At 44.8% G+C, this 23,075-nt stretch carries 11 protein-coding genes and 1 pseudogene; 1 reads left to right on the top strand and 11 read right to left on the bottom strand.

All coding sequences use genetic code 11. The features are described from left to right. Nucleotides 1-94 precede the first annotated feature (94 nt). From B4G81_RS06765 to B4G81_RS06750, 4 genes are all read right to left on the bottom strand, one after another. Complete coding sequence (locus tag B4G81_RS06765) at nt 95-2,818, bottom strand: alpha-L-rhamnosidase (RefSeq protein ID WP_294081226.1); 2,724 nt, start codon at nt 2,816-2,818, stop codon at nt 95-97. Between the two features lie 155 nt (nt 2,819-2,973). After that, the gene (locus B4G81_RS06760; protein WP_294081225.1) at nt 2,974-5,760 is read right to left on the bottom strand and encodes a family 78 glycoside hydrolase catalytic domain; all 2,787 of its coding nucleotides are present in this window, start codon (nt 5,758-5,760) and stop codon (nt 2,974-2,976) included. Between the two features lie 170 nt (nt 5,761-5,930). Next, nucleotides 5,931-8,651 (bottom strand): glycoside hydrolase family 78 protein, encoded by a 2,721-nt coding sequence (locus tag B4G81_RS06755; RefSeq protein WP_349678739.1) that lies wholly within the window; start codon nt 8,649-8,651, stop codon nt 5,931-5,933. Between the two features lie 272 nt (nt 8,652-8,923). Further along, on the bottom strand, nt 8,924-9,145 hold the full coding sequence (locus tag B4G81_RS06750) for a hypothetical protein (protein ID WP_294081223.1): 222 nt from the start codon (nt 9,143-9,145) through the stop codon (nt 8,924-8,926). Between the two features lie 320 nt (nt 9,146-9,465). Here B4G81_RS06750 and B4G81_RS06745 point away from each other — a divergent pair. After that, a pseudogene (locus B4G81_RS06745) lies at nt 9,466-10,142 on the top strand (IS982 family transposase); the annotation flags it as partial. Nucleotides 10,143-10,849: 707 nt separating this feature from the next. On the opposite strand, the gene tnpA reads toward B4G81_RS06745, so the two are convergent. From tnpA to B4G81_RS06710, 7 genes are all read right to left on the bottom strand, one after another. Beyond that, nucleotides 10,850-11,278, bottom strand: coding sequence for an IS200/IS605 family transposase (tnpA, locus tag B4G81_RS06740; RefSeq protein WP_294081222.1), 429 nt, complete (start codon nt 11,276-11,278; stop codon nt 10,850-10,852). Between the two features lie 184 nt (nt 11,279-11,462). Further along, complete coding sequence (locus B4G81_RS06735) at nt 11,463-12,938, bottom strand: phosphodiester glycosidase family protein (protein ID WP_294081221.1); 1,476 nt, start codon at nt 12,936-12,938, stop codon at nt 11,463-11,465. A gap of 55 nt (nt 12,939-12,993) precedes the next feature. Beyond that, nucleotides 12,994-14,169: a DUF4998 domain-containing protein gene (locus B4G81_RS06730; RefSeq protein ID WP_294081220.1), complete on the bottom strand. Its 1,176-nt coding sequence runs from the start codon at nt 14,167-14,169 to the stop codon at nt 12,994-12,996. A gap of 117 nt (nt 14,170-14,286) precedes the next feature. Beyond that, complete coding sequence (locus B4G81_RS06725) at nt 14,287-15,528, bottom strand: DUF5000 domain-containing lipoprotein (RefSeq protein WP_294081219.1); 1,242 nt, start codon at nt 15,526-15,528, stop codon at nt 14,287-14,289. Between the two features lie 31 nt (nt 15,529-15,559). Next, nucleotides 15,560-17,473 (bottom strand): RagB/SusD family nutrient uptake outer membrane protein, encoded by a 1,914-nt coding sequence (locus tag B4G81_RS06720; RefSeq protein WP_294081218.1) that lies wholly within the window; start codon nt 17,471-17,473, stop codon nt 15,560-15,562. Between the two features lie 16 nt (nt 17,474-17,489). Further along, nucleotides 17,490-20,615, bottom strand: a complete 3,126-nt coding sequence (locus B4G81_RS06715; RefSeq protein ID WP_294081217.1) for a SusC/RagA family TonB-linked outer membrane protein — start codon at nt 20,613-20,615, stop codon at nt 17,490-17,492. Nucleotides 20,616-21,007: 392 nt separating this feature from the next. Further along, entirely contained in the window at nt 21,008-23,038 is a 2,031-nt protein-coding gene (locus B4G81_RS06710; protein ID WP_294081216.1) for a hypothetical protein, read from the bottom strand. Nucleotides 23,039-23,075: the final 37 nt, after the last annotated feature.

The following is a 23,075-nucleotide window of genomic DNA, read 5'->3' as shown; positions in this document are numbered from 1 at the left end:
AAAAACGCCTGCTCTATAAATGTAGTAACATCTTTATTTCTGGTGAAATAGTATGGGTTGTGTGTCTATTTTCCTAAGTGGTCTTTAGCTCCGTTTATAAGTTTGATAATCGATAGTTCCCGGATCCTACTTCTATTTCAATTCCGGTTTCTGTTTCGGTAACGTTTCTCACACCATTCCCGGATGGTTTCGACACGTTCAGTTCTTTCGGTAACCTGATAATGGCCGAACTGTTCCCCGGAATGGTGATATCCCAGAGGAATGTGCCGTTTCCCTTTTTCCATTCGCTTTTTACCTCTCCGTAAACCGATTTATAGGAAGCTTTTACGTGCGACAATCCTTCGGGAAATTTCGGTTCCATCAGCAGTTTTTTATAAGCGATGCTTTGAGGATGGTTTTTGATGCCTGCCAAATCCTCGTAAAACCAGATTAGCAGGTCGCCCAGTAGCATGACATGATTGGCGGAATTCATCGCAGGATCGGCCGTATCGCCATTCCATAGTTCCCAGATGGTGGTTGCACCTTTTTCAATCATATATCCCCAGCTGGGATAGGTACGGTTAGAGGCGATCTTGTAAGCCAGGTCTACATTTCCATGCTCTGTAAGACCCCGCATAAGGTGTTGTATGCCCAAAACGCCTGTGCTTACATGTCCGTTGAAATCTACTTCGGTTTTACGTACGATATTGTCGAACACCTTTTGTGCATATCCTTCCGGTACCAATCCCAAACGCAGTGAAAGTATATTGGCCGTGACGGTATTGTTGTCATAGAGGGCGGAGTCTGCATTAAAAAAACGGGTATTATAGGCTTCCTTGATTTTGGATGCCAACTCTTCGTACCCAGCAATATCCTTTTCATTTCCGGTGAGCAGGGCAAATTCACTCATCAGACCTAACAGGCTGTAATACATGGTGGAACTGAGTATGGCGCCGGCCGTTTTCCGGGTGGGGTCTTGCGAGTGGATGAGTTCCTGCGATTCGGGCGGCATACACCAATCGCCATAAGTATCTTTCGTGACAATATAATCCTGCATCGATACTTGTTGAATACGTTCCAGATAACGTTTCATGGAAGGGTAGTGCTTCTTGATCGGTGCAGTGTCGCCATATTGTTGCCATAACATTTTTGCAGTGTAGAAATAGGCGGCCGGCCAGGTCACATCGTCATTATAGATAGTCCAGTAGCGTGGGGAGACCACGGAGATACTGCCTTCGGGACTTTGAGAATCCTCCACATCTTGTAACCATTTGCTATACAGGAGGGCATTGTCGAACACGAATGCCTCTCCGAAACATCCGGTCACCCGGTCGCCCATCCATCCCTGGCGTTCGTCGCGTTGCGGACAGTCGGTGGGCATGCCCCGGTAATTTCCACGGATACCCCAATAGGCATTTTTGAATATCTGGTTGATGGTTTCGTCGGATGTTTCAAATTGTCCGGTCGTTTCCATCAGGTCATAGATCACCTTCCCTGTGAAATCGGATAATGCCGGTTGGTAATCCAATCCTGATATTTCCACGAAGCGGAATCCGTGGAAGACGAAAGATGGCTCCCAACTGAAATCCCCATCTTGTGCGGGAGTATAAATATCGGTCACCTTTGCGCTCCTTAGGTTAGCCATATAGAGTGTGCCGTCGGGATTGAGCAATTCCGCGAACCGCATGGTGATAGGTTGATCCTTTTTCCCTTTCAACCGGTTGATCTTTATCCAGCCGACCATGTTCTGACCCATATCGAGGATAAATTTCCCGTCGATGAGTTTGGTGATGGCTACCGGTGTCAGTTCTTCCTGCACCCGGATGTTGGGATTAGGTTGTGCAACGAGTGTACCCTCCGGGGCAACCATGATATCAGCTTGTTTCCATGCTGTGTCATCATATTGACCTTTGTTCCATCCGTCCAATTTTAAACGGGCATCATATTCTTCGCCGTCGAATTCATTATTGGTAATGATGGGGCCTTGAGAGGTGACCTTCCAGGATTCGTCGCTGACGATGACGTCAGTGGATCCGTCGCCATATTCAATTTCCAATTGGGCCAGCAGGCGTGGTAACCCGAACATGAGACTCCATCCGTCCCGCATGCCGAAATAGCGGCCGCTTCCCAGTTTTACCGCCAATAGATTGTCGTTTTTCCTGACAAGTGGAGTGACATCATATACATTATAGTATACTTTTTGGGGATACCATGAGACCGTTGGAGCGAGGACATCGTCCGACACACGATTTTCGTTGATATAAGCTTCATAGGCGCCCTGCCCCGAGATGTAGAGCATGGCACGCTTCACATTTTGTTTACTGTCGAACGGTTTTCTTAGATAACGGGCAGCCAGACGGGTGTGTCCCTTGTCTGTCTCGCCGGGATTCGAAAGTGCGTCTTCGCCGATCCATTTGGCTTTCCAGCCGGTAATATCCGGCAATGCCATCGACCAATGGTTGACTTTGCTCCAGGCTGTTTCTCCCTGGTTGGTAATTACTTTTACCCGCCAGTAATAGACTTCTCTTGGAGAGAGTGCATTTCCTTTATAATGGATCAATATGGATTCATTATCTGATACGATCCCGGAATCCCATAACAGGTTGTTCCCTTTTTTTAGGTCCTGCTCCGATCCTGCGACCTGAATCTGATAGGCTTCCTGTTGCAGATCGGGTTGCGCTGAGCTGATTTGCCACGAGAACTGGGGAGTTGAGGTGTCCAGTCCCTGTGGGTTTTCCTGCATTTCCACTTTTAGGGAACCGATCTTGACAGCTGTTCCCTGACATCCGGTCATGATTCCGGCCAGGATAAGTACAATTGAAAAATAAGCGTGTTTCATTTTTATAAAGAATAAAGAGTAAAGATTTTATAATCAATAGCTAAGAGCCCAATCGATGGGCTGAAAACTTAGTCATTTCTATCACTTATCGTGTAAAGCACACTATCGAACGTAGTGCAATATCATGCAAAGCGCACTATCTCCGAAGACATTATCTAATCTGTAAACCGGTATTTTCCTGCCGGCACTTCAAACAGGATATACCCGTCTTTCCTACCTGTTTCTTTGGCGTGATCAGTATTTATATCAACTGTTTTTCCATTGTGCTCAGGAAACAGGATGGTTGCCGTGCAATTAGGGGGTACCGTTACATTTAATTCTGTTTTTCCGTTTTCCCGTTTCCATGATGACTCGATCAATCCTGCCGGCGAATTGAACGACGCTTTTGCGTGTGATATTTGAGTTTCTGTGAATTTCGGAACTTTTACCACAAACTTTCGGAATCCGGGGATATCGGGATCCCTTCGGATTCCCGATACTCCATCAATATACCAGGCTCCGGGATAAAGATAGGAACTGTGCAATAGTGAATGTCCCGGAAGATCTTTTTCCCACATCTCCCAGATGGTGGTGGCTCCACTCTTCCGCATAAGCCCCCAACTCGGATAGGTGGTCTGGGATGTCATGGAGTAGATAAGATCATCACGACCCTCTTCGCGCAATACTTTGAAAAGCATCGCTCCACCGGTAATGCCCACGTCGATATGTCTGTTTTGGTTGATCAGTATCTCCTCTGCCAGACTTTCCATCACTTTGGGTCTCAATTCAGCGGGCATGATATCACCGTAAAGGGCGGCGGCAAGGCTCCGCATTGTCTTGTCGGAGTAGTTTTGTATCTCGGCAATGTACCATCTTGTATGAATGGCTTTGGAGGAACGTGCTGCCTGTTGTGTCCATTGATCCGCCTCCTTGGTTTTTCCAATTACCGCTGCAATCTTCGCTGCCGTTTTTAGGTTATATACCCAATAGCAGTTGTTGAAAAACAAGTTTTCATCGGAATTGTTATTCATTCCCTGTGATGTGGCCCCCGGCCAGAGCCAGTCGCCCAGAAAATCCCATTGTGCTCCGTATCGTTTGAGCATATCATTTTCTACGTGGGTGTTGAGGAATTCCAACCATGCTTGAATCATTTCGAAATTATCTTCGAGTACCCGCACGTCTCCATGGTATTGGTACATGAACCACGGGAGGGTGACCACAATTCCTCCCCATGCCGGGCCGCCACCACCATGGTAGGTGGGTGCACTCTGCGGGAGTACGCCTCCACCCAATATTCTTCCGCTTCCTTCCTGCTTGCGCGCCCACTCCGGATCGTTCATATTGCCCGTCATGGGCTCCGATCCCTGTACATCGCGCCAATCTTCCAGCCATTTGGTATAGAACGCCCCTAATTTGTAATTGAACAGGCCGGTTTCGGAAGTGGCATGTGCATCACCACCATAGCCGAACCGTTCGCGTTGTGGGCAGTCGACGATAAATCCACCCAGTGATAGGTTTTCGAAAGTCCATTTTACGGTATTGTATATCCAGTTTTGCAAAGGATCGGAGCACTCGAAGCGGGTAGTTTCATCGAAAGCGGTACGTATCATCCACCCTTTGATATCTTCTTTTTGGGGTGCCGATTTTAACCCCTTGATGGTGATCCACCTGCCGGAACTATAATTGAAACGGTTTTCAAAGGTGCCTTTTCCGGAAGCGCCAATTACATAAGCATTCATCAGCCCGAACGTCATATCATCCTGCTCCCGTTCCGAAAAAAGAAACCGGATGGTATCACCGGGATTGCCCTGTAGGGAAATCCGTGTCCATCCCGCGAAGTTCACTCCCATATCCACGCGGTAAGTGCCATCCGGACGAGATTCGATGGAGATGGGATGAATCTCATCCATCAGTTTATTGGTCTCCACTTGTTGTGCTGATAGTTCCAATGCCGGCGTATATACTGTAGCTTTTTTCCAGTTGTGGTCGTCGAGGGTTGTGAGATTCCATCCTTTCACTTCTTTGCGGGCATCCCAGATCTCGCCTCCATAACCGCCTACGCCAAATCCCCAATTGCCGGTCAGCCTATTGGGACTCGGATGAGTTTTCCACGACTCGTCGGTGGCAATCCTTGTGAGCTTTTGACCATTCCTTGCCCAAATATCTGTTTGTGCAATTACAAGAGGGGTGCGGGGTTTGTCGGAAGTGGCATAGGGACCGAAAATGGACCATGAAGTTCCCACCCATAACACAATGACGTTTTTGCCGGAAGTAAGTGCCGGAGCAATATCATAAGCGATATACCGTGCCCGCTTGGTATGATCCGTGGCCGCTGGGGCAAGCACGTGATCATCTATCTTCTTTCCGTTGACATATACTTCATGGTATCCTACTGATGCCACAAAGAGTGTGGCCTTAGTAGGTTTTTCCTTTACATTGAAAGTTTTCCGGAACCAGGGATCCGGCATCTTGTTAGGCCCTTCTGCCGGGTTGTAAGCTTCGTCCGTGCCGATCCACTTTGCCGTCCACTCCTCCTGTGTGAATAACCCCGTACTCCATTCAGCCGGTTTGGCGTACACAGATTCATTCCCCTTTTCATCCTTTACGGCTACTGTCCAAAAATATTTTTGATCGGATTGCAACGGTTTGCCTCCGTATTCAATCAGTTGCATATTATCCGACTCTATCCATCCGCTGTCCCACATATCACCAAAATTGTCAGCCTTTTTTTGTTTTGAACTGCCAATCAAAATACGGTATGCCGTTTGCCGCTGACCGTATGCGGAATCGTCAGTTGGCTGCAGTGTCCAGCTGAAACGAGGATGGGGTACATTCAGTCCGGTCGGATTGGTCAGGTATTCGCAGGTGAGGTTGACAGGGATTACCGATGATGGAGGTTTGCTTCCCCAAGCCGTTATGGCGGTGAATATGAATACAGTCAGAAAAAAGAATATTCGTTTCATTTGTTTACTATTTGCAAAATAGCTGAACAAGAGGAGTATAATTAGGATGAAGTATCTATACAATTTTACCATAATAAAAAACTGTTTCAGGGTAGACCAAGAACGATTTACTGATTGATGAATTTATTAATCAAGTAAATCATCATACTAAAAAACATCTAATCAGCACATCAAAATACCGTTGTTATAAACGAATGGCTCCCGCTCCCAACTGATTTATAATTGCTTTCTTTAGGGAGATATACTTTTGCCGTGCAGTTGGGAGGCACAGAGATATCCATTTTGAATTGATCTCCATCGATTTTCCAGTTGACGGAAATCGTCCCGTACAACGTCTCGTAAGACGCCTCTACAAATTTCAGATCCCCCACCGGCTTGGGAGCAATCACAAAGTTTTGGAACCCACTATAATCTTCTGCCGTTATTCCTGCCAGCGATTTGTAGAACCATTCTTCAATCTGGCCCATCATGAAATGATTCCATGATGCACCGTCTCTCGGATCCCACAGTTCAGTAAGGGTAGTAATGCCGAATTGGAGTTGGAAACCGTATCCCGGCACTTCCCGGTGATTATGCATCTTGTACATGATCTCGTTCAGCCCGTTATCAGCCAATGTCTGGAACAGGTACCTGTTACCGGCATCTCCCGTGGAAAGCCGATACCCTTTTTCCTCTATATCTCTCACCAGATTGTCCAATACAGCTTGTTTGTATTGATGCTCCACAATCTCTGCGAACAACGGCATGGCATTCGAAGCCTGGTTTCCCGTACCGTATTGACGGGTGTTTTCATCAAAAAACTCTTTGTTGAAAGCATCCTTTACCTGCTTTCTTAGTTTTGAATAAAAAGTAAAATCGTTGCGATTATTCGTTATTTCAGCAGCTTGCGCCAGATAGTCGATCACCATATAATAATGGGTGGAGGCAGATAACGATACCGGCGTGTTTTTTGAAGGACCATAAGGCTCGTCCTTACGGTAATCGCACCAGTCACCCAATCCGTGGGAGACAATATGGTTGGTCGCAGTGGTGGAGAGATAATCTACATATCTTTTCATCACGTCGTAGTATTCCTTAATCAATGAATTATCCCCATAGAACCGGTAATACATAAACGGCAGGAAAACGGCAGCACTTCCCCATTCGGGAGAGTCACGGAAGCCTCCTTCAAAAACAACATATTCCGGAGCAATATCAGGCACCAATCCATTTGGCAGTTGTGCGTCACGTATATCCCGCATAATCTTCGGGACGAATGTCGTCAGATCAAAATTATAGAATAATCCCGGACCGTTCAGATGCAATTGCTCTAGCCATCCTAATTTCTCACGATGGGGACAATCGGTGAATACAGCATGCATATTGCTTTTAATGGCATTCACTATGAGCCGGTGAGTCTCATTGAATATTTCATTGGAACAGTGAAAACGGCCTGTCGGAGTGCTCGAATTATATACAAAATGGGATTGCATTTCTTTTGGTTTAATTCCGTCTATCTGTATATATTTATAACCATAATAGGAGAAACGGGGATGCCAGACTTCCTCCGGATCTCCTTTCAAGATATATTCGTAATAATAGGGCGAACCCGATCGGGATTGGTCTACCGTGCCATCTTCGTGAATCCTTTCACCTACTGTTAATCTCACCTTGTCGCCCGGTTTTCCTGAAACTTTGATCTCCGGAAAACCTGACAGGTTTTGTCCCATATCGAAGACATGGGCATCCCCCACCTTTTTTACCGATTTAGGCAAATAGGTTTCCATTATTTTGACGGAGGTGGTTGTTTGTGGTGTCAGTCGGCCATTCGGGGTACTTTGTACCACTGCCGGCTGCCAATCTGACTGGTTGAACCCATAGCTGTCCCATCCTTTCTGCTCTAATCTTGCATCATAATCCTCACCGCCATACATGTCATTGAATACGAGAGGACTTAAGGAATATTTCCAGCTTTCGTCCGAGGCAATTTCCTGGCTTGTACCATCCTCATAAGTGATATGCAATTTAAAAAAGAGGGTGGGAGGTCCAAAGCTTACCTGCATTTTTACATAGCGCCCGCCTTGCTGATTAAAAAATCCATTACCCAGTAATACCCCGATTGTATTGTTTTGTTGCAGGGCATCAGTTATATCATAGGCATTATAATAGATTGTCTTGTCATAATCACTCCACATCGGGTCAAATTGGGAATCCCCCACTTTTTCACCGTTCAGCGACAGCTCATAATGCCCCAATCCGCTGATATCGACGATTGCGTCTTTAATTTTCTTGCTGACCGGAAAATCTTTTCTCAGGTAGATGCTCCTTCTGGAAAGTGGATGGGTATCTTGCCATTTTTTTCCTGCCTCGGAGGAAATGGACAATCCATGGTAATTTCTTCCTTCTGGGATATGGGCGTCTTTCCTGTCGATCGCTCCGATCCATTTGGCATCTAACCCTATATCCGATGGGGCGATCCGGAATCTGTGCATCTCACTCCATGCTGAAGCATTATTGTCAGAGTCCCATACCTTGACTCTCCATAGATAGGCTGTCCCCGGTTCCAGCATTTGTGACCCGTTATATTGCACCCGTTGGTTCAGATTGGATTGCACTTTTCCCGAATCCCATATTTTCACCTCCTTCCCATTGACATGGGTATATACCTCTATGGTGTAGGCAGACTGGCTTACGTCCTGCTTCTCGGATTGTAGTTTCCATCCAAAGCGAGGTTTGGCGGACACCAACAGAGGTTCTTGTTGATAGTCACAAGTGGGGTTTATGATTCTGAATTGATGAGGGTTATTCCCATATGCTGTGTCATGAGTACAGATCATAGAGATGAGCAGGGTAATTAAAATTCCCGGCTTTAGAAACTTGTGTGAAATGGTTAGCAGGTTCAATAAAGGCATGTTGCTTTTTGTATGATGATATTGTTACTTAATTTCGGCACATAAAACTCAATCTTACAAAGTTAAAACATTATTATCATTCTGTAACTCGTTTGGAATGATATAAGGACTAAGATATTTGATACGGATGAGGGGTTTTATATTCTTAAGAGTTAATAAGATAGTTCATTACTGTAAATATAGGTTTGCGCCGTAACTAAGCAGGCACCAAGGTTTAATCCTGTAAGTAAGAATTGTTTTTAATTTCATTGTGTTTATGTTTTTATTGTATTTCATCTATTATTCTTACCTTTACGTATAACATCAATATTTATTTTATTCGTATGGCAACTTATACTGTAACTATTGGCGAACGTTCCGAACAGGGGAAAAGGTTTTGTCCATGCTGTATAATCATCAAAAGTAGTGATTCTCCATGAATCGGAGGAAGCCATAAAAGCTGCATACACGTCTCCCGAAGTAACGAAAGAAAGGCAGGTCGCCTTTTCGATCATTTCCGCCGGTCTATGGCTAATAATACAGAGAAATACCTATGAAATACATATACGGTGATATTGGGGAGGTCAATTTCCTGTTTCCACGCGGAGGAAGCAAGCCGCACATGGCGCTCATGGTATCGAACGACGGATTGCAGGAAGACGTAGGAAAATAGCAGAAAAGTCAGTGTCTTTAAATCGCTAAATAATAAAATGTTACTAACAATTTCGCCATGATTTCCAGCCATAAAGTTACAAAAATTTATTTCATAGTCGATGAGTTTTTTTAAGAATTTGACAACCTTTTGCACAACAACTTGCAGTAAGAAGCAAAAACGAAGAAGAGGAATTGTAAATTTACGATGTCCCAAAGCGAAGTGATGACTATCCTGATCCTGTTCCACAGCGGAGCATTCAAAAACTTGAAAAGATTTAGTGTACGGGGATCTCTTTTATCGATTCCACGCCCCTTCGCCATTGCCACATAAAAAGGAAGAAGCAACATAGGACATTCAAGGGTATCGCCGAAAAGGGACAATGCTTCATCGGCTGGTTCTATGGTTTCAAACTACACCTGATTATCAACGACAAGGGAGAAATCCTCGACTTTATCCTTACCCCGGGCAACGTGGATGACAGGGAACCGCTCAAGAATATGGACCTGCACAAGAGAATCTTGGGGAAACTCTTCGGTGACAAGGGATACATTTCAAAAGAGCTGTTCGAACAACTTTTTGTCGATGGCGTACATTTTGTTGCCAAATTACGCAAGAATATGAAAAATGCCCTGATGCTGTTGCAAGACCGCATCATGCTCCGCAAGAGGGCACTGATCGAATCGGTGAATGATGAGCTGAAAAATATGTGTAAGATAGAATACACAAGACCCAGATGTTTTGACAATTTCATTATCAATACGTTATCAGCTCTGTTGGCCTACTCTTTCTTCGACAAGAAGCCTTCTATCAATACGATAGACGACATTGTTGAGAGAGGTAAATTAGCTGTGGTTTAGGTCGACTCACGTTATTTATATCTTTCGGATCATTTCCTGTATTTTTCCTATCTTTATGGTTTGCTTGTGATCCTTGGGTTGCCAACCCAAGAAATTTGATTTTGGATATTTTCTATATTCGAGAGAAAGTATTCGGTAACTTGTTTCTCTTCGGCTTCCTGATCGGATTGTTCAAAGATGTCTTGTTCACCTAGAATAGGCTGCAATCCACTTTTGACCTTTGACAGTGAGTTTTTCTATCTCATCTTCGTCTTCACTCACGCCAATTGTTTTTAACTCCTTGAATACTCCTCTCCTTTTTCAAACACTACAACACTGGTTATACCTGAACGATTTTTTTCTTGCGTATAAACATACGAAAATGTATATATTTTTATCCCTGCGTTCCACTATTTGTAATGTAAATAGCTTATTATAATGTAGTTGTAAAAATTACTTTTAAAACGGGTCAAAGTCAAGAATAGTATAGAATGATATAAAAACTGAAGTATTTGATTTGACAGAAGTGGTTCATTAATTACTTTTTTGATGCAGCATTATTTCAAATTATTGTCTACAATATACATAGGCTCTCCTTTAAAAAAGAGGAGAACTGAACCACTATGGATTGAAAATCCATAGGTTCAATTCCGACTAAAAGTCGGCTGAGTTTCGACCAAGGTCGATTAAAAGTGAACAACTAAAGTTACGCTCTTTGAAATACCGTTTCATTCCAGGATAAAGTTTTCGTTGGAATTGGGATGATCCCCGTGGTGATCAAGGTAAGTGGACAACATCTCATCCGTGATATTACCCACGCTCCAGCAACCATAACCGATGGCCCAGAAGTGACTCCCCCAGTAGCGACGTTGGAGTTCCGGAAATTCCGCCAACAATAACCGTGAACTGCGACCTTTAAGACGCTTCACGATCTCGCTTACGCTCAACTTAGGAGGGTAACTTATATGCAAGTGGATATGATCCTTGCTCACAACTCCTTTAAGGATCTCGATGTCCAACGAATTACTCACCTGGCGAAGTATGTCACGGCAGCGCAACTGAACATCCCCGGTCAGAACTTTATAACGATATTTCGTTATCCAGACCAGGTGAACCTGTAAATTGTGCACAGTGTGACTACCCTTGCGGTGTTCCATATGAACTGACTTTTTTACAAAAGTACGAAATATTTGTAGAAGCTAAAGCCTTGCACTGAAAGTGCATAGTTTTAACTGACGAACTTGAAAAATAAAAGCCGGCGCGGATTTTTCGATCTGTATCCGTTCATAGGACAGATTTGAAAATCCGCGTCGGCAAAGGGGCGCTTAAGGATCCGGCTGATTACTTTGTTAAGATTGCCAATCCGTTGGCTACTGTGCGCGGAGAGGCATCGGAGTACCTGTTGATGATCTGGAAGCCATTATTCTCTTTGATCACCATGGTGCTGGAGCCTCCACCGTCGAGGTTAATGGCCTGGTAAGTGCCGAGGCTCTTCATGATCAGAGCCAGATCGGTCAGTTCAACCCCGACAGAATATGTACTATTCCTTCCGTCCACCACTACGAGGTAGACTGTATTATTTCGTGAATAGCCGACTGCTGTCCTGGGCTCTTTCGTGTCGCCGCTCCAGGCTCCGTTATTGCCATTCACCACCAACCAGTGTGATCCGCCTCCGACCATTTCTTTAAATCGGGTCAGATTAATACTGGAAGAGAAATAACCAATGATCGGAGCTCCTTCGGTGGTAATGCCGAAATATGTATTACCTTCATTTTTCAGATAATCTTTAATGACGGTTCCATTTATAACGACCGGGCCCAATGGTAACCCGGTGTACTCGAAGAAATCGGCATTGGCTGCCGCCAGGACTTTTCCCGTGGCATTGTCCCGGTGTTCGGCCATCGCTTTTACCGTTTGCAGTTTGAATTCCGTTCCATTGTCGGGCATCAGGGGACTTAAGGTCACCCTGCCGCCAGCCAGGTTGGCTTCCAACACAAAGATGCTGAGCGGTTCATTATTCGCTTTTTTGAACTGCAAGGATGAGTACTCCACATCTTCGTGAATGTAGGAGGCCGACTGTGAGGAAACTTCATTCACCAGTCCTGATTTTTCCACGACATTTTTAATAGAAATGCTGGAATAGTAGGTGGGAGCGGGTATTGTAATCCGTCCGGAGTAAAAAGTATCGATGCAGGCCGGCTCAGGAAGGAACATGGAATAATAGTCGATATCGCTATTTTCTTGGTACCCTCCCATGGTCACTGATTGCTGACCTGATTTGACATCTAAACGACGGTCTTTTCCTTCCTTGTCTGTATAGAATAACCGCAATGCCACTTCGTTGTCCCGGGCATCCGACCACTCCAGCACAGGATTCTTTCCGGTAATGAAGATCTTGTCTTTTACCGCCCTGGCTGATAATGTCGAAATGTATTTGTCTCCATACGCTTTTCCCTGTGTCACCACGGAAATCGCCGAAGGATTATGCTGTTGGTCGTAAGCACGGGCCTCGAAGGTATGACTCCCTTCTTCAAGGCCTTCAACAATCAACTCGGCTATGCCATCCTTGATCTCGTCTTTACGGATGACGATGGAGTCATTGGAGCCATTCCTGAATAACGCGCAATAGTCAACTTTTTCATCCTCAAGAAAAATATGAAGTTTTACCCGGTTATGTCCGGGATATGCCACTAAACTTTTTACTTGCGCCTGAAAAGCTGAAGATATCTCAAGCGATTCGGAAGAATCGCTTGAGCAGGATATGCTGATACCCAGTACCAATCCTACCAATAGAAAAGTTGTTTTTAAATCTATCATGTTTAATGTTTTATGCTAAAATTGATTTCCAGTCGGAGGTCTGATAAGCAATGGCTTAATAATCTCCCCATAACGTTATCTCCCCGATATTCACGCAGTTCGATCCCTGCCAGTTGGGACTATTGATAACCAGACGGATATATCGAACCTTGCCGGCACTTTCCGAAACATCGTATTCCCATCCGGCAGCCCATACGGCACTCTCGTTGGCAGTCGGTTTTATGATCTCATGGTCGCCCATTAGCACCCAGTCGGCTTTCCAGTCATCCGTTACCCAATAAGTATTGTCGCCAACGGCTTTTTGCAGCTCGTTGGTTCCCCAGATTTCAAAATAACGCGGACTATGGCCTGTGAAAGCGGTGACATCGGCTCTCGCCCAAATACGGAAACGGCTGATTTCAGCCAATACTCCCATATCGAATGTGAAGTGATGCGGGAAGTTGAATCCCGCGGCATTCTCTACCGTGTGCAAGATATTCGGATTTGTGGCAGAGCCATCCCATATTTTTGAAAGAGGCCGGTTATTGTTTACCGAAGTATTATCTCCGGCTAAAACAACCATCGAGAAGTTTGCCTTATTGATTTCTCTCTCCAATTTAGGCAAGGTGTATTCCCTTGCGGGAGAATCCAATGTTTCCAGTGCGTTTTCGGGAAAATAGGTAGTGACAACTTTTATAATATCACCCGTATTTAATCCGTTCAGGATCGTCTGACTCTCACTGTTTTCTACTTGTGTAGACAGTTCATCGCCATCAATTTCATAATACACGGTCACATACTGGATAGTGGGATAGGCGATATCTTCCCAGGTAATCAGCATTGAACCATCGGTTTGCTTTGTGATGGAAACTATTCCACGATTTCTTAGCGTTTGTTGGGAAAGGGGACCGTAAACATCAACGGGCACTTCGACCGGTAAGGAAAAATGTCCTTCATTGTCGCGTGTGATAAATTCAAAAACATAACTGTCTTCTTCTATATCTGCGAGGTCATAGGCCAATTGCAATCGTCCGCTTTGCGTACGTTTCACATCAACAACGATGGAATCGGCGCGTTGGTTCCAGTAGATTACTGTTTTTGTGATTCGCGGATCGGCATTAAGTTCCCAAGTAAACCTGATTTTTTCATATCCGGAAAATGCTTTCAGCGAATCCACAACGCCGGTATAGATATCTTCGCCCCAATCGTAATATTTCTCGTGGATACTGTTCATGTCATCGCATTTTATCATTGTCAATAAGATGACGGATGATAAAACTATCAGGCAGATTTTTCTGATTGACATCACTATAGGTAAATGTATATGTTTATCCATTTTTTTCTGATTATTAAAACATTGATACTGTTTTTATTCTCTTATTCCGTCATCGCCATATAGGGTTACTTCCGCAATATGCAGAGCTGCCGTTCTTGCCCACGTTTCCTTTACTACAAAGCGGATATAGCGCATCTCTCCAACCCCCGATTCGAATATAAATTCAAAACCGGCGTCACTAACGGTTTTGTCCTCATCAGTAATTTGTCCTAATGGGAGTCCTGATGGTTTGACAACTTCAAAATCACCTAATTGCACCCACTCTGTCTGCCAATCATTTCCACTCCAATAGGGGTCATTTATGCCATGGCTAAGCTCCTTGCAGCCCCAGACTTCAAAGTAATGTATATTGTGTTGATTATAATAATAAGAATTATGCTCCCCTCTATTATAAAGAATTATCCGGCTGAGTTGGGCTTCTATCCCCAAGTCAATCGTGAAGTTTTGAGGAGGCGTAAAACCTCCGGCGGGGTCTGTATGCCATATTACGCTTAAACTTCCATCCCAGATGTTTCCAATCGGACGATTCTGGTACGACGTGTAATTATCTCCCAATAAATGACCGTTCGAAAACTTCTTTTTATCCAGTTCCTTCTCGTATAACGGAACAGCGGATACTATTACTGTATCGGAAAGATTGCCATACCGGTCTATCAGTTTTACGCCGAATTTGCGCTCGTCGGTATTGTATCCTCTGATGGAGTATTTGGCTTCAGTGGTTGTGGAATAAACCAGATTGTATTCTTCCCATTCTTTCGTGCTGTCGTTTACCGCGTACAAAAAGGCACCGATCAACGCATTGGTTTCGTTTTGCCACCTCACAACCACGCCTCCGAAATCGGGTTCCATGGTGATGGATTTGAATATTGTCTGATAGGGCGGTTCCAATGGTGTGAATGATCCGGCGAGGGCGGCTGACTTATTTTCACTGTGATCCACCAGATAGAGCGTAAATGCGCAAGGGTCTACCTCGCCTAATCCTTCCACCATGATGTAGTTGTTGTAAATGGATGAACGGGCAACTTTTTTCTCGCCTTTAACCATATATTCACAGGTGACGTAAGAGATATCCGTTTCGTTCGGGAGATCATAGCTTATTTTCGCTCCACCGGGCAATGCCTCTACCCGGATATTGGTAATGGTTGAAGGCGAAGTACCGTCTGTGGGGTATTGCCCTATTTTATCTTCATCGCAGGCTATTATCAATACCAGTATTACGGATAGAAATCCGATGTAATAAAATAGCCTTTTTAAATGTATATTTTTTCGTTTCATATCATCTATATTTTTCAATCATTGAGATTATTTACCATCCCGGGTTTTGTGCCAAGTTCGAATTTTTTATAATTGCCGTGGTATATATTGGCCATAGATAGTCTTTGCTCTTGAAATTCCGTTTATTGAAATAGGTGACAATATTATAGTATTCCTCGACTTTTACGCTTTGGTAATCCCATCCTTGCACCGGTTGGTTCAAATAGGTCATTGCGTCTTTCCAGCGCCGCAGGTCGAAGAACCGTTGTCCTTCGAATGCCAGTTCAATCATCCGTTCCCGTTTGATGATTTCACGCATTCCTTCTTTGGTCCTCGGTTTTGCGGGAATATTAGAATATTTGTTCCAGGAATCAACTACACCTTCCAAGCCCGCCCGGATACGGATACTGTCTACCCATTGGTAAACATCGTTATCCGGTGATTCCTTGATTTCGTTCAACGCCTCGGCACGGAGAAGGTACAAATCACTTAACCGGATATTGGGAATCGAGAATCGCCATGGAGTGGGGGACGTCGTTGTGGTAGCCGATCGGAAACTTACCAGTTTCTTGATAAAATAGCCGGTTATGATGTATGAATCATTGTAAAAAACGCCATGGCTTTCTCCACTCCGGTTCTTAATGACAATTGCTTCGCTCTCTTTTTGGGCCAACATCTCGTATAAGCTCCTGTCAAAAGCCAAATGAGCGTAAAAACGGGGTTCGCGGTAATAATTCAGATTCGCCGTGGATTCACCTTTGCTGATGTAATATTTGTGGAAATCACCCGTATCTTTTCTCATTACATAACGTTGACTATAATTCCATGAAGGATCTTCATCAATCGGTATCCCGTGATTGGTATAATATTGTTCGGCTACTTTCAAGGTAGCGCCCAGTTCCGAAGTCCCGCCATAGGTCGCAAAGAACTTGGGCGTGCAATAATTCTGGAATTGGTTTGCAAGCGTATATGCCGGATGTGCCCAGATAACTTCGTTGTTATCATTCATCGGCCTTTCGCTGACAGCCCCCCGAAGGGTATATTTCAGGACTGTGGTGTCTGACATTGTTTCCGGTCCTTTCTTGAAATGATACAAGGCATGGCCGTTTTCCTGGCAGATATCGATGGCATCGGTAATTGCCGCCAGCGCCTTTTCCCATTTCGTATTGTCTGCCTGTGTCGGGAATAATTGCACGCCCCGTTTATCCTTGAAATTGGCGTACATGGAATTTCCGTTGAGCAACGGACTGGCCGCCCAAACCAGAGCTTTGGCCTTTACGGAAGCGGCTATCGGCTTGGTTATACGTCCCATTTCCGTGATGGTTTCCTCAATTTTATCGGGCAGGTTTTCCATGGATTCATCCAAAAGGTTTACCACATAGTCGATGACGGTTTCAACCGGTTCACGATATACCCTCACCGTTTCCGGGTCGGAATTGACGGAAAGATTGGTATCCACAATGGGAATGGGCCCATACAATTGTAACAGGAAGAAATGCAGGTAGGCTTTGATGAATTTTACTTCCGATACCCAACGTACCCGTTCCCAAGCTTCCAGATCGGGAACTTTTTCGATATTTTCCAGAAAAATATTACAATCGCGGATGCCTACCCATAAATTCCGGCCGTCGCGTCTTCCGTCCCAGTAATTTTGATAGGGATCAGATGCATTTTGATTGTTCATGGCAATTTGTACTCCGCTTCGGGCATTTAAATTTCCCCTGACAGTGTTGCACCAGATTTCATCAGATCCAAAATTACCGGGATAAGTAAATGGATCGTTTTGATTCGGGATCATGTTGTAGCAGGAAAAGAGGTATTTTTCTGCATTGATACGGTTGGAAAAGGCGTTGTCGATTGTCGCCACGCCATCTGGAACAACGTCCAGGTAATCTGAGCAGTTGTGTAATAAAGTTATACCGGCGAGTATAACAAAGAATCTGAATGTATTGGCTATTCTTTTCATTTTCGTGCTTGTCTAATTAAAATTCAACATTAATTCCAACATTTATTACCCGTTGCAAGGGATAATTAAACGCATTTCCGGCTTGCTCGATATCCCATAATTTGAATTTGCTAAAAACAAGCAGGTTACTCCCCGAAACATAAACGCGGATATTTGACATGTGATATGGTTTTATCATTTTCTTGGGAAAGGTATACCCTATTTCCGCCGTTTTCAGTCGCAGGAACGCCCCGTCCCGCATCCACCATGTACTGGTTTGATTGTTATTACTGATAGTCGTTTCCGATAATCGCGGCCAAAATGCGTAAATGTCGCGGTTGTCTTCCGACCAATGGTCGTCGGCTATTTCCTGCAGCAATGCCCTGTTATTTGTGCGGGTTGTAATGTTCGTACTTCCGGCTACAAACGGTGCTATACTTCCGGGACTGATCCAAAAGGAAGAGCGTGCGGATCCCTGGAAGAAAACCGAGAAATCAAAGTTCTTGTAACCGGCGGAAAGGCCGAATCCGTAAATTATTTCAGGAGTGGTGGGGTATCCGATTGGCACCATGTCGTTTTCGTCAATCTTCCCGTCTTTGTTGATGTCTTTATATTTGATATCTCCGGCACTATATTCTCCGAACGTCTGGGTGGGCGAATTCTTTACTTCCTCGTCGTCCAGGAACAAGCGTTCGGCAATATACCCCCATCTTTGCGATATCTTTTGTCCGACATGCGAACGCCACGGTGTTGCCGAATAGTCGGATTCTTCATACAGATCGTATTTGCTCGTGGCATACGTGAAGTTCCCCCTCAATACGGCCCATAAGTCGGGCGTGAAGGATTTGTTATAGTCTAAGGATACTTCTACACCGTCCCCGCTTGCCTTGCCTATATTCGCTTTGGGCGTAGCCTGTAATCCCATTGAGGTAGGGATATCCGCCCGGGTTTGCAGTATCTTGCTCCGCTTTTCGGTAAAATAATCTACCTGGAGTTCCAGACTGTTCCACAAATTGAGTTCCAGTCCCAGGTTACTTTTTTTGCTGACTTCCCAGGTAATGTTGAAATCTTCGTAACGCGATATGGAAATTCCCGGGCGGTTGTATCCCCACGTGTCGCCAAACGAAATACCCCTGCCGCCATCGCTCATGTTTACTTCCGACAAATAATAAAACCGGTCGCTGTCACTCCCGATCTGATCATTGCCCACTAATCCGTACGTTGCTTTCAATTTCAATTTTGAGATGGTCTTCTCGAAAGGTTTCATGAACGCTTCGTTGGATACGATCCAACCGATTCCCGCGGAGGGGAAAAATCCCCACCGTTCGTTTTGGGCAAACCGTTCCGACCCGTTATAACCGAAGTTCCCTTCGAAAAAATAGCGGTCGTCGTAGCTGTAGGTCGCCCTGCCGGCCAGACCTGCATTGCGGAATGGAAGTGATAGTTGCAGCGTGTTGTATGTATTGTTCTTTTTTTCCCGTACCGTTCCTACCAGCAAACCACTAACGGAATGTTTTTTGGCTATGGTCTTATTATACTGCGCGGCTCCTTCGAAATACATGGTGTTTTCCATTTCCCGGTCCCCCGGCACATAGTCGAGGTAGTCCGTTCCGCCATCAGGGTTCAATGCGGTCAACAGGTGTTCCTTGGAAAGGGTCTCTGACATGGCATAATAAAACGGAGTATATTGTCGCCTCACCTCTAATTGGGCGAACCGGTTGACATTGAGCATCGCCCTTGCCGAAAGGCCTTTTGTGATAAAATCGAAATTTTGTTTCAGTTCAAACTGTACATACATCGAAGAGCGGTCATTCGATTTATACCCTTTCAGCAGATCAGCATAAGGGTTCAGGTAGTCTCCCGATGCGGTGTTGCCAAAAAGGATGTGTTTGGTATGTATGTGGGCTGCATCCGGTTCGTAATAGGGCAGGAAATAAACGGGATTTGCCAGCACGGCTTTGTTATACATGGCCGTTCCTCCGTCCAGCGGTCCCTGGTAATCGTCGAAAACGCCGTTTAGACGGACTATTGCTTCAGTTGTCGGGGTCAAATTCACGTTCACGTTTGAACGCAGGGAGTATTTGTTGATTTTGATGTTATTGTTGAAGTTTTGCCGTTTATCAACTTTCAATATCCCCATGTCCCGCGTGTACGAGCCTGCTATATAGTATTTGGCAATTTTTCCTCCACCGCTGATATTCAGGTTGTAGCGTTGGTTAAAAGTGTTTTTGTCAAACAGCAAATCCTGCCAATCCACGGCCGGATAGAGTACCGGATCGATACCCCTTTCCGTATAATTGATTTTCTTTTCATCGTATGGGAGCCGTGTTTCGGGTGTTCTTGTCCGGACGGCTTCATTATGAAGCTTCATGAAAGTGACGGGATCGGCCAACTTGATATTGTCCGTTGGGGAAGAGAATGAACCTTCTGCCCTGAACTGCACTTTCGCGCTTCCTTCGCGTCCTTCTTTGGTAGTGACAAGGATTACCCCGTTTGCGCCGCGCGCGCCATACAGGGCGGTTGCGTTGGCATCTTTCATGATGGAGAAACTTGCGATGTCGTCTGTGGTCAGACGTGAAAGGTCTTCCGTGGTCATTTCTACCCCGTCAATCAAAATGAGCGGATCTACTTTCCCGGTTCCGAAACTTGTTACCCCGCGGATAAAAAACTGGGCGTTGTCCTGTCCAGGCTCCCCGGTCCGTTGATAGGAAATCAGTCCGGCAATTCTTCCCGCAAAGGCTGTGGTTAGGTTGCTGGAAGGTACTTTCAAATCCGATGGTTTAACGGTGGAGACGGATGCAATCACACTCTCCTTTTTCTGTTTTCCGAAAGCTACGACGGTAACCTCATCCAACTCACTGGTTTGTGGTAGCATCTTTATTTCGAAAAAAGTTTCATTGTTTACGTGCACAGATTGGCTCTGCATACCCAAAAATGAAAATATCAATTTTTCGGAAGGAGTCACTTTAATTTCAAAAGTTCCGTCCAAATCGGTTATGACTCCTCTTGTAGATTTGTCTACCAGTACACTGACACCCGGTAAAGGTTCGTCAGTTCCTGCTTCTATTACTTTTCCCTTCACCGTGACCTGTTGCTGGGCAAACAGATACAGCGGAAAAAGGAGAAGTGCGAATACAACGTAAATGTGCTTTCTACTTTTCATTCTTTCACTTGTTTAGATAAATAAGTACAGTTGTTTAATGTGTTGATATTTTGACTGTTAGTCAAGCCTTGCTCTTTGCCCTTTCAATCATACTAAATATGATATTTTTGATTAACATAATACAATTATAGTGTGTGAATATTAATTTTTAATATACAAAATGATTTAAGAGGTGAGATGGATGATATTTAACAAAAATATGTGATGAAAATATAATCTGCACATCACTGACATGCTGATGGTACAGCCATTGCGAACGTAGCAGTTTTTCAAACTATTGATCAATTGTTATACACAGTGTAAAGATGTGAGCAAAACATTTCATACGATGGGGGAAAACCGCCATCACATTCATTTATCTGATTTTTTTAATACTGATTCACATATTTATTTTATTTTTTCCAGATCAACCTGTAATTGAATCTTCTGTTGGGAGCTGTATCTCCGTTCAAGCAGAAGGAAATAGGATATGCCAGTTCCTCCGGGTTATCACTCCATTTAAAGTCGATCACCAGTTGATCCCGGCTGATATTCATCAGGCTGCGAGGAATCTCGATTTCCATTTCGTTACCTGCATAGTGGTAAGCAAGGTCACCGGCTTCAATCCACTGTTGGCCGTCATATTTCATCAGGGTTGTCAGGTTTTCACTCTTCACATTTTGGTTAACTATATAATCATAGCCATACCATCCTGTTTCGGAGTTGTTGTCGGCATCTATCAGCAAGAGCATCCAGTTGCTATCGGTATGTGGTGTAAGGGGTTCTGTCGTTTCCACGTAGAAATAGATATATTCTTTTCCCACTGCGACTTTGCTGGTGATGATATCATTCCTGCCCGAATTGTTGGTATACCTGATTCCGGCATAACCAATCGCATCCCTGTGGTAGGTGTCTCCGCGGGTATCCCTGAATTCATTCCTGATTTTTTTCCAGTCATTGAATTTCCCATCAACTTTGATTTTATCAAACCCCTTTTGTTCTGGAATCGGACGAGCGCCCTTATACCGCCTGATATTTTGTGCCATTTGCATATAATAGTTATCGGTATAACCCCCTTTCATGGGATGAATACCCCGGTTGAATTCGGCATTGTACTGGTCTACAAAAAAGAAAGGATTATCCCTACCCAACCAGGGAGTGGTTTTTCCTCCCTCGGGATGATATTTGCCGGCAGTCCACTCATTCCAGTCGTTAATATACAGGAATTCGGGATTGGCTTCCAACGCTTCATCCCATCTTTCCTGAAAATAGATGCCGTAGTCTGTCGGATTCTCTACCTCTTTTCCCAGCCATGGCACATAAGCTGATTTGGGCATGTCCTGCTCATTCAATTCGGGTTGGCCGAATTCCCTGGACCATGATTTTCCTACTCCCATATTCTCATTGGTCATGGTGACAGGGTGCTGTGCCGTAGTGACCGCTGCCTGCTCCCTTTTGCCATTATGCAATGAGAGAAGTTCTTCGGGAGGAAGGCTCTTCACACGAGGATCTGCCATACTGTAACCGAAACTCCAGTTATCTTCAGTACCGACAAACCGTTTTCCGCCCCATTCATAGTATCCCCACCACATGGTACGCAGGGTGAAGAACTCTTTTACTTCTTTGGTGTAGTCCTGATAAAATTCCTCCGCATAATCGGGATCCTGGTAATGAGGATGCGCAGGGTCTGTGGCCGCGGCCGGGTCATAATGGGGATTGGGATGCTGGATCCCTCCCCTGTTGGCATCTAATGACGGTGTTCCGTTATAGAGCAACAATGGCTTGCCATCCCAGTAAAACCAGAGGTCTCTGTACTTGTCCTCTTTGTAAATCCTGTCGTAGAGGTCTTGCACTACTGTGATAGCAGGGCCGTTAAAGGACCAGAATGCGAATTGAGGCACTTTGTTTCCCTCTTTCTTCATTTCTTGCATGATACGGAAAGTGACATCCCATTCATCCCAGTATCTGACCGCGTTGGTCACATCCATGATGAGCACGTCCACTCCGGCGTCGGCGAGCATCGACATATCCTTGCGGATCACATAGTCGTCCTGACTCAGGAAATAACCCATTTCCGGTTCTCCCCAATGATAAGAGTTGGTGTACCATAATGGATGGTCTGCTTTGAGTCGGGCAGAGGGATCTTTTTCCAATATTTTAGTCACATCCGCATTGTAGGGTTGTTCCAGGTTTGCAAGCCCCTGTGTATGCCATGTGATATAGAAGATCCCGACCACCCTTCGCTGATCTTTTTTCAGATCACCTACTTTCTGGTGATCAGGCATCTCCCTGCCGACACCATCCGTGGCTACCCAGGTGTCGGAAAAGATATCTCTATAATAACTCTCTTGCCCGCTGCCATTTCCTTTCTCTTGCGAAAGGGCACATGATAGAAGGAACATTGACAGCGAGAGGGACAGGATGATAAATTTGAATATATGCATATGCTTAAAAATTAGAACCAAGATTTTTAGAACCAAG

The organism is Proteiniphilum sp. UBA5384 (assembly GCF_002410825.1).
GTDB lineage: Bacteria > Bacteroidota > Bacteroidia > Bacteroidales > Dysgonomonadaceae > Proteiniphilum.
Note: the sequence above shows the minus strand (reverse complement) of the source record. Positions and strands in the feature narration are given on the sequence as shown.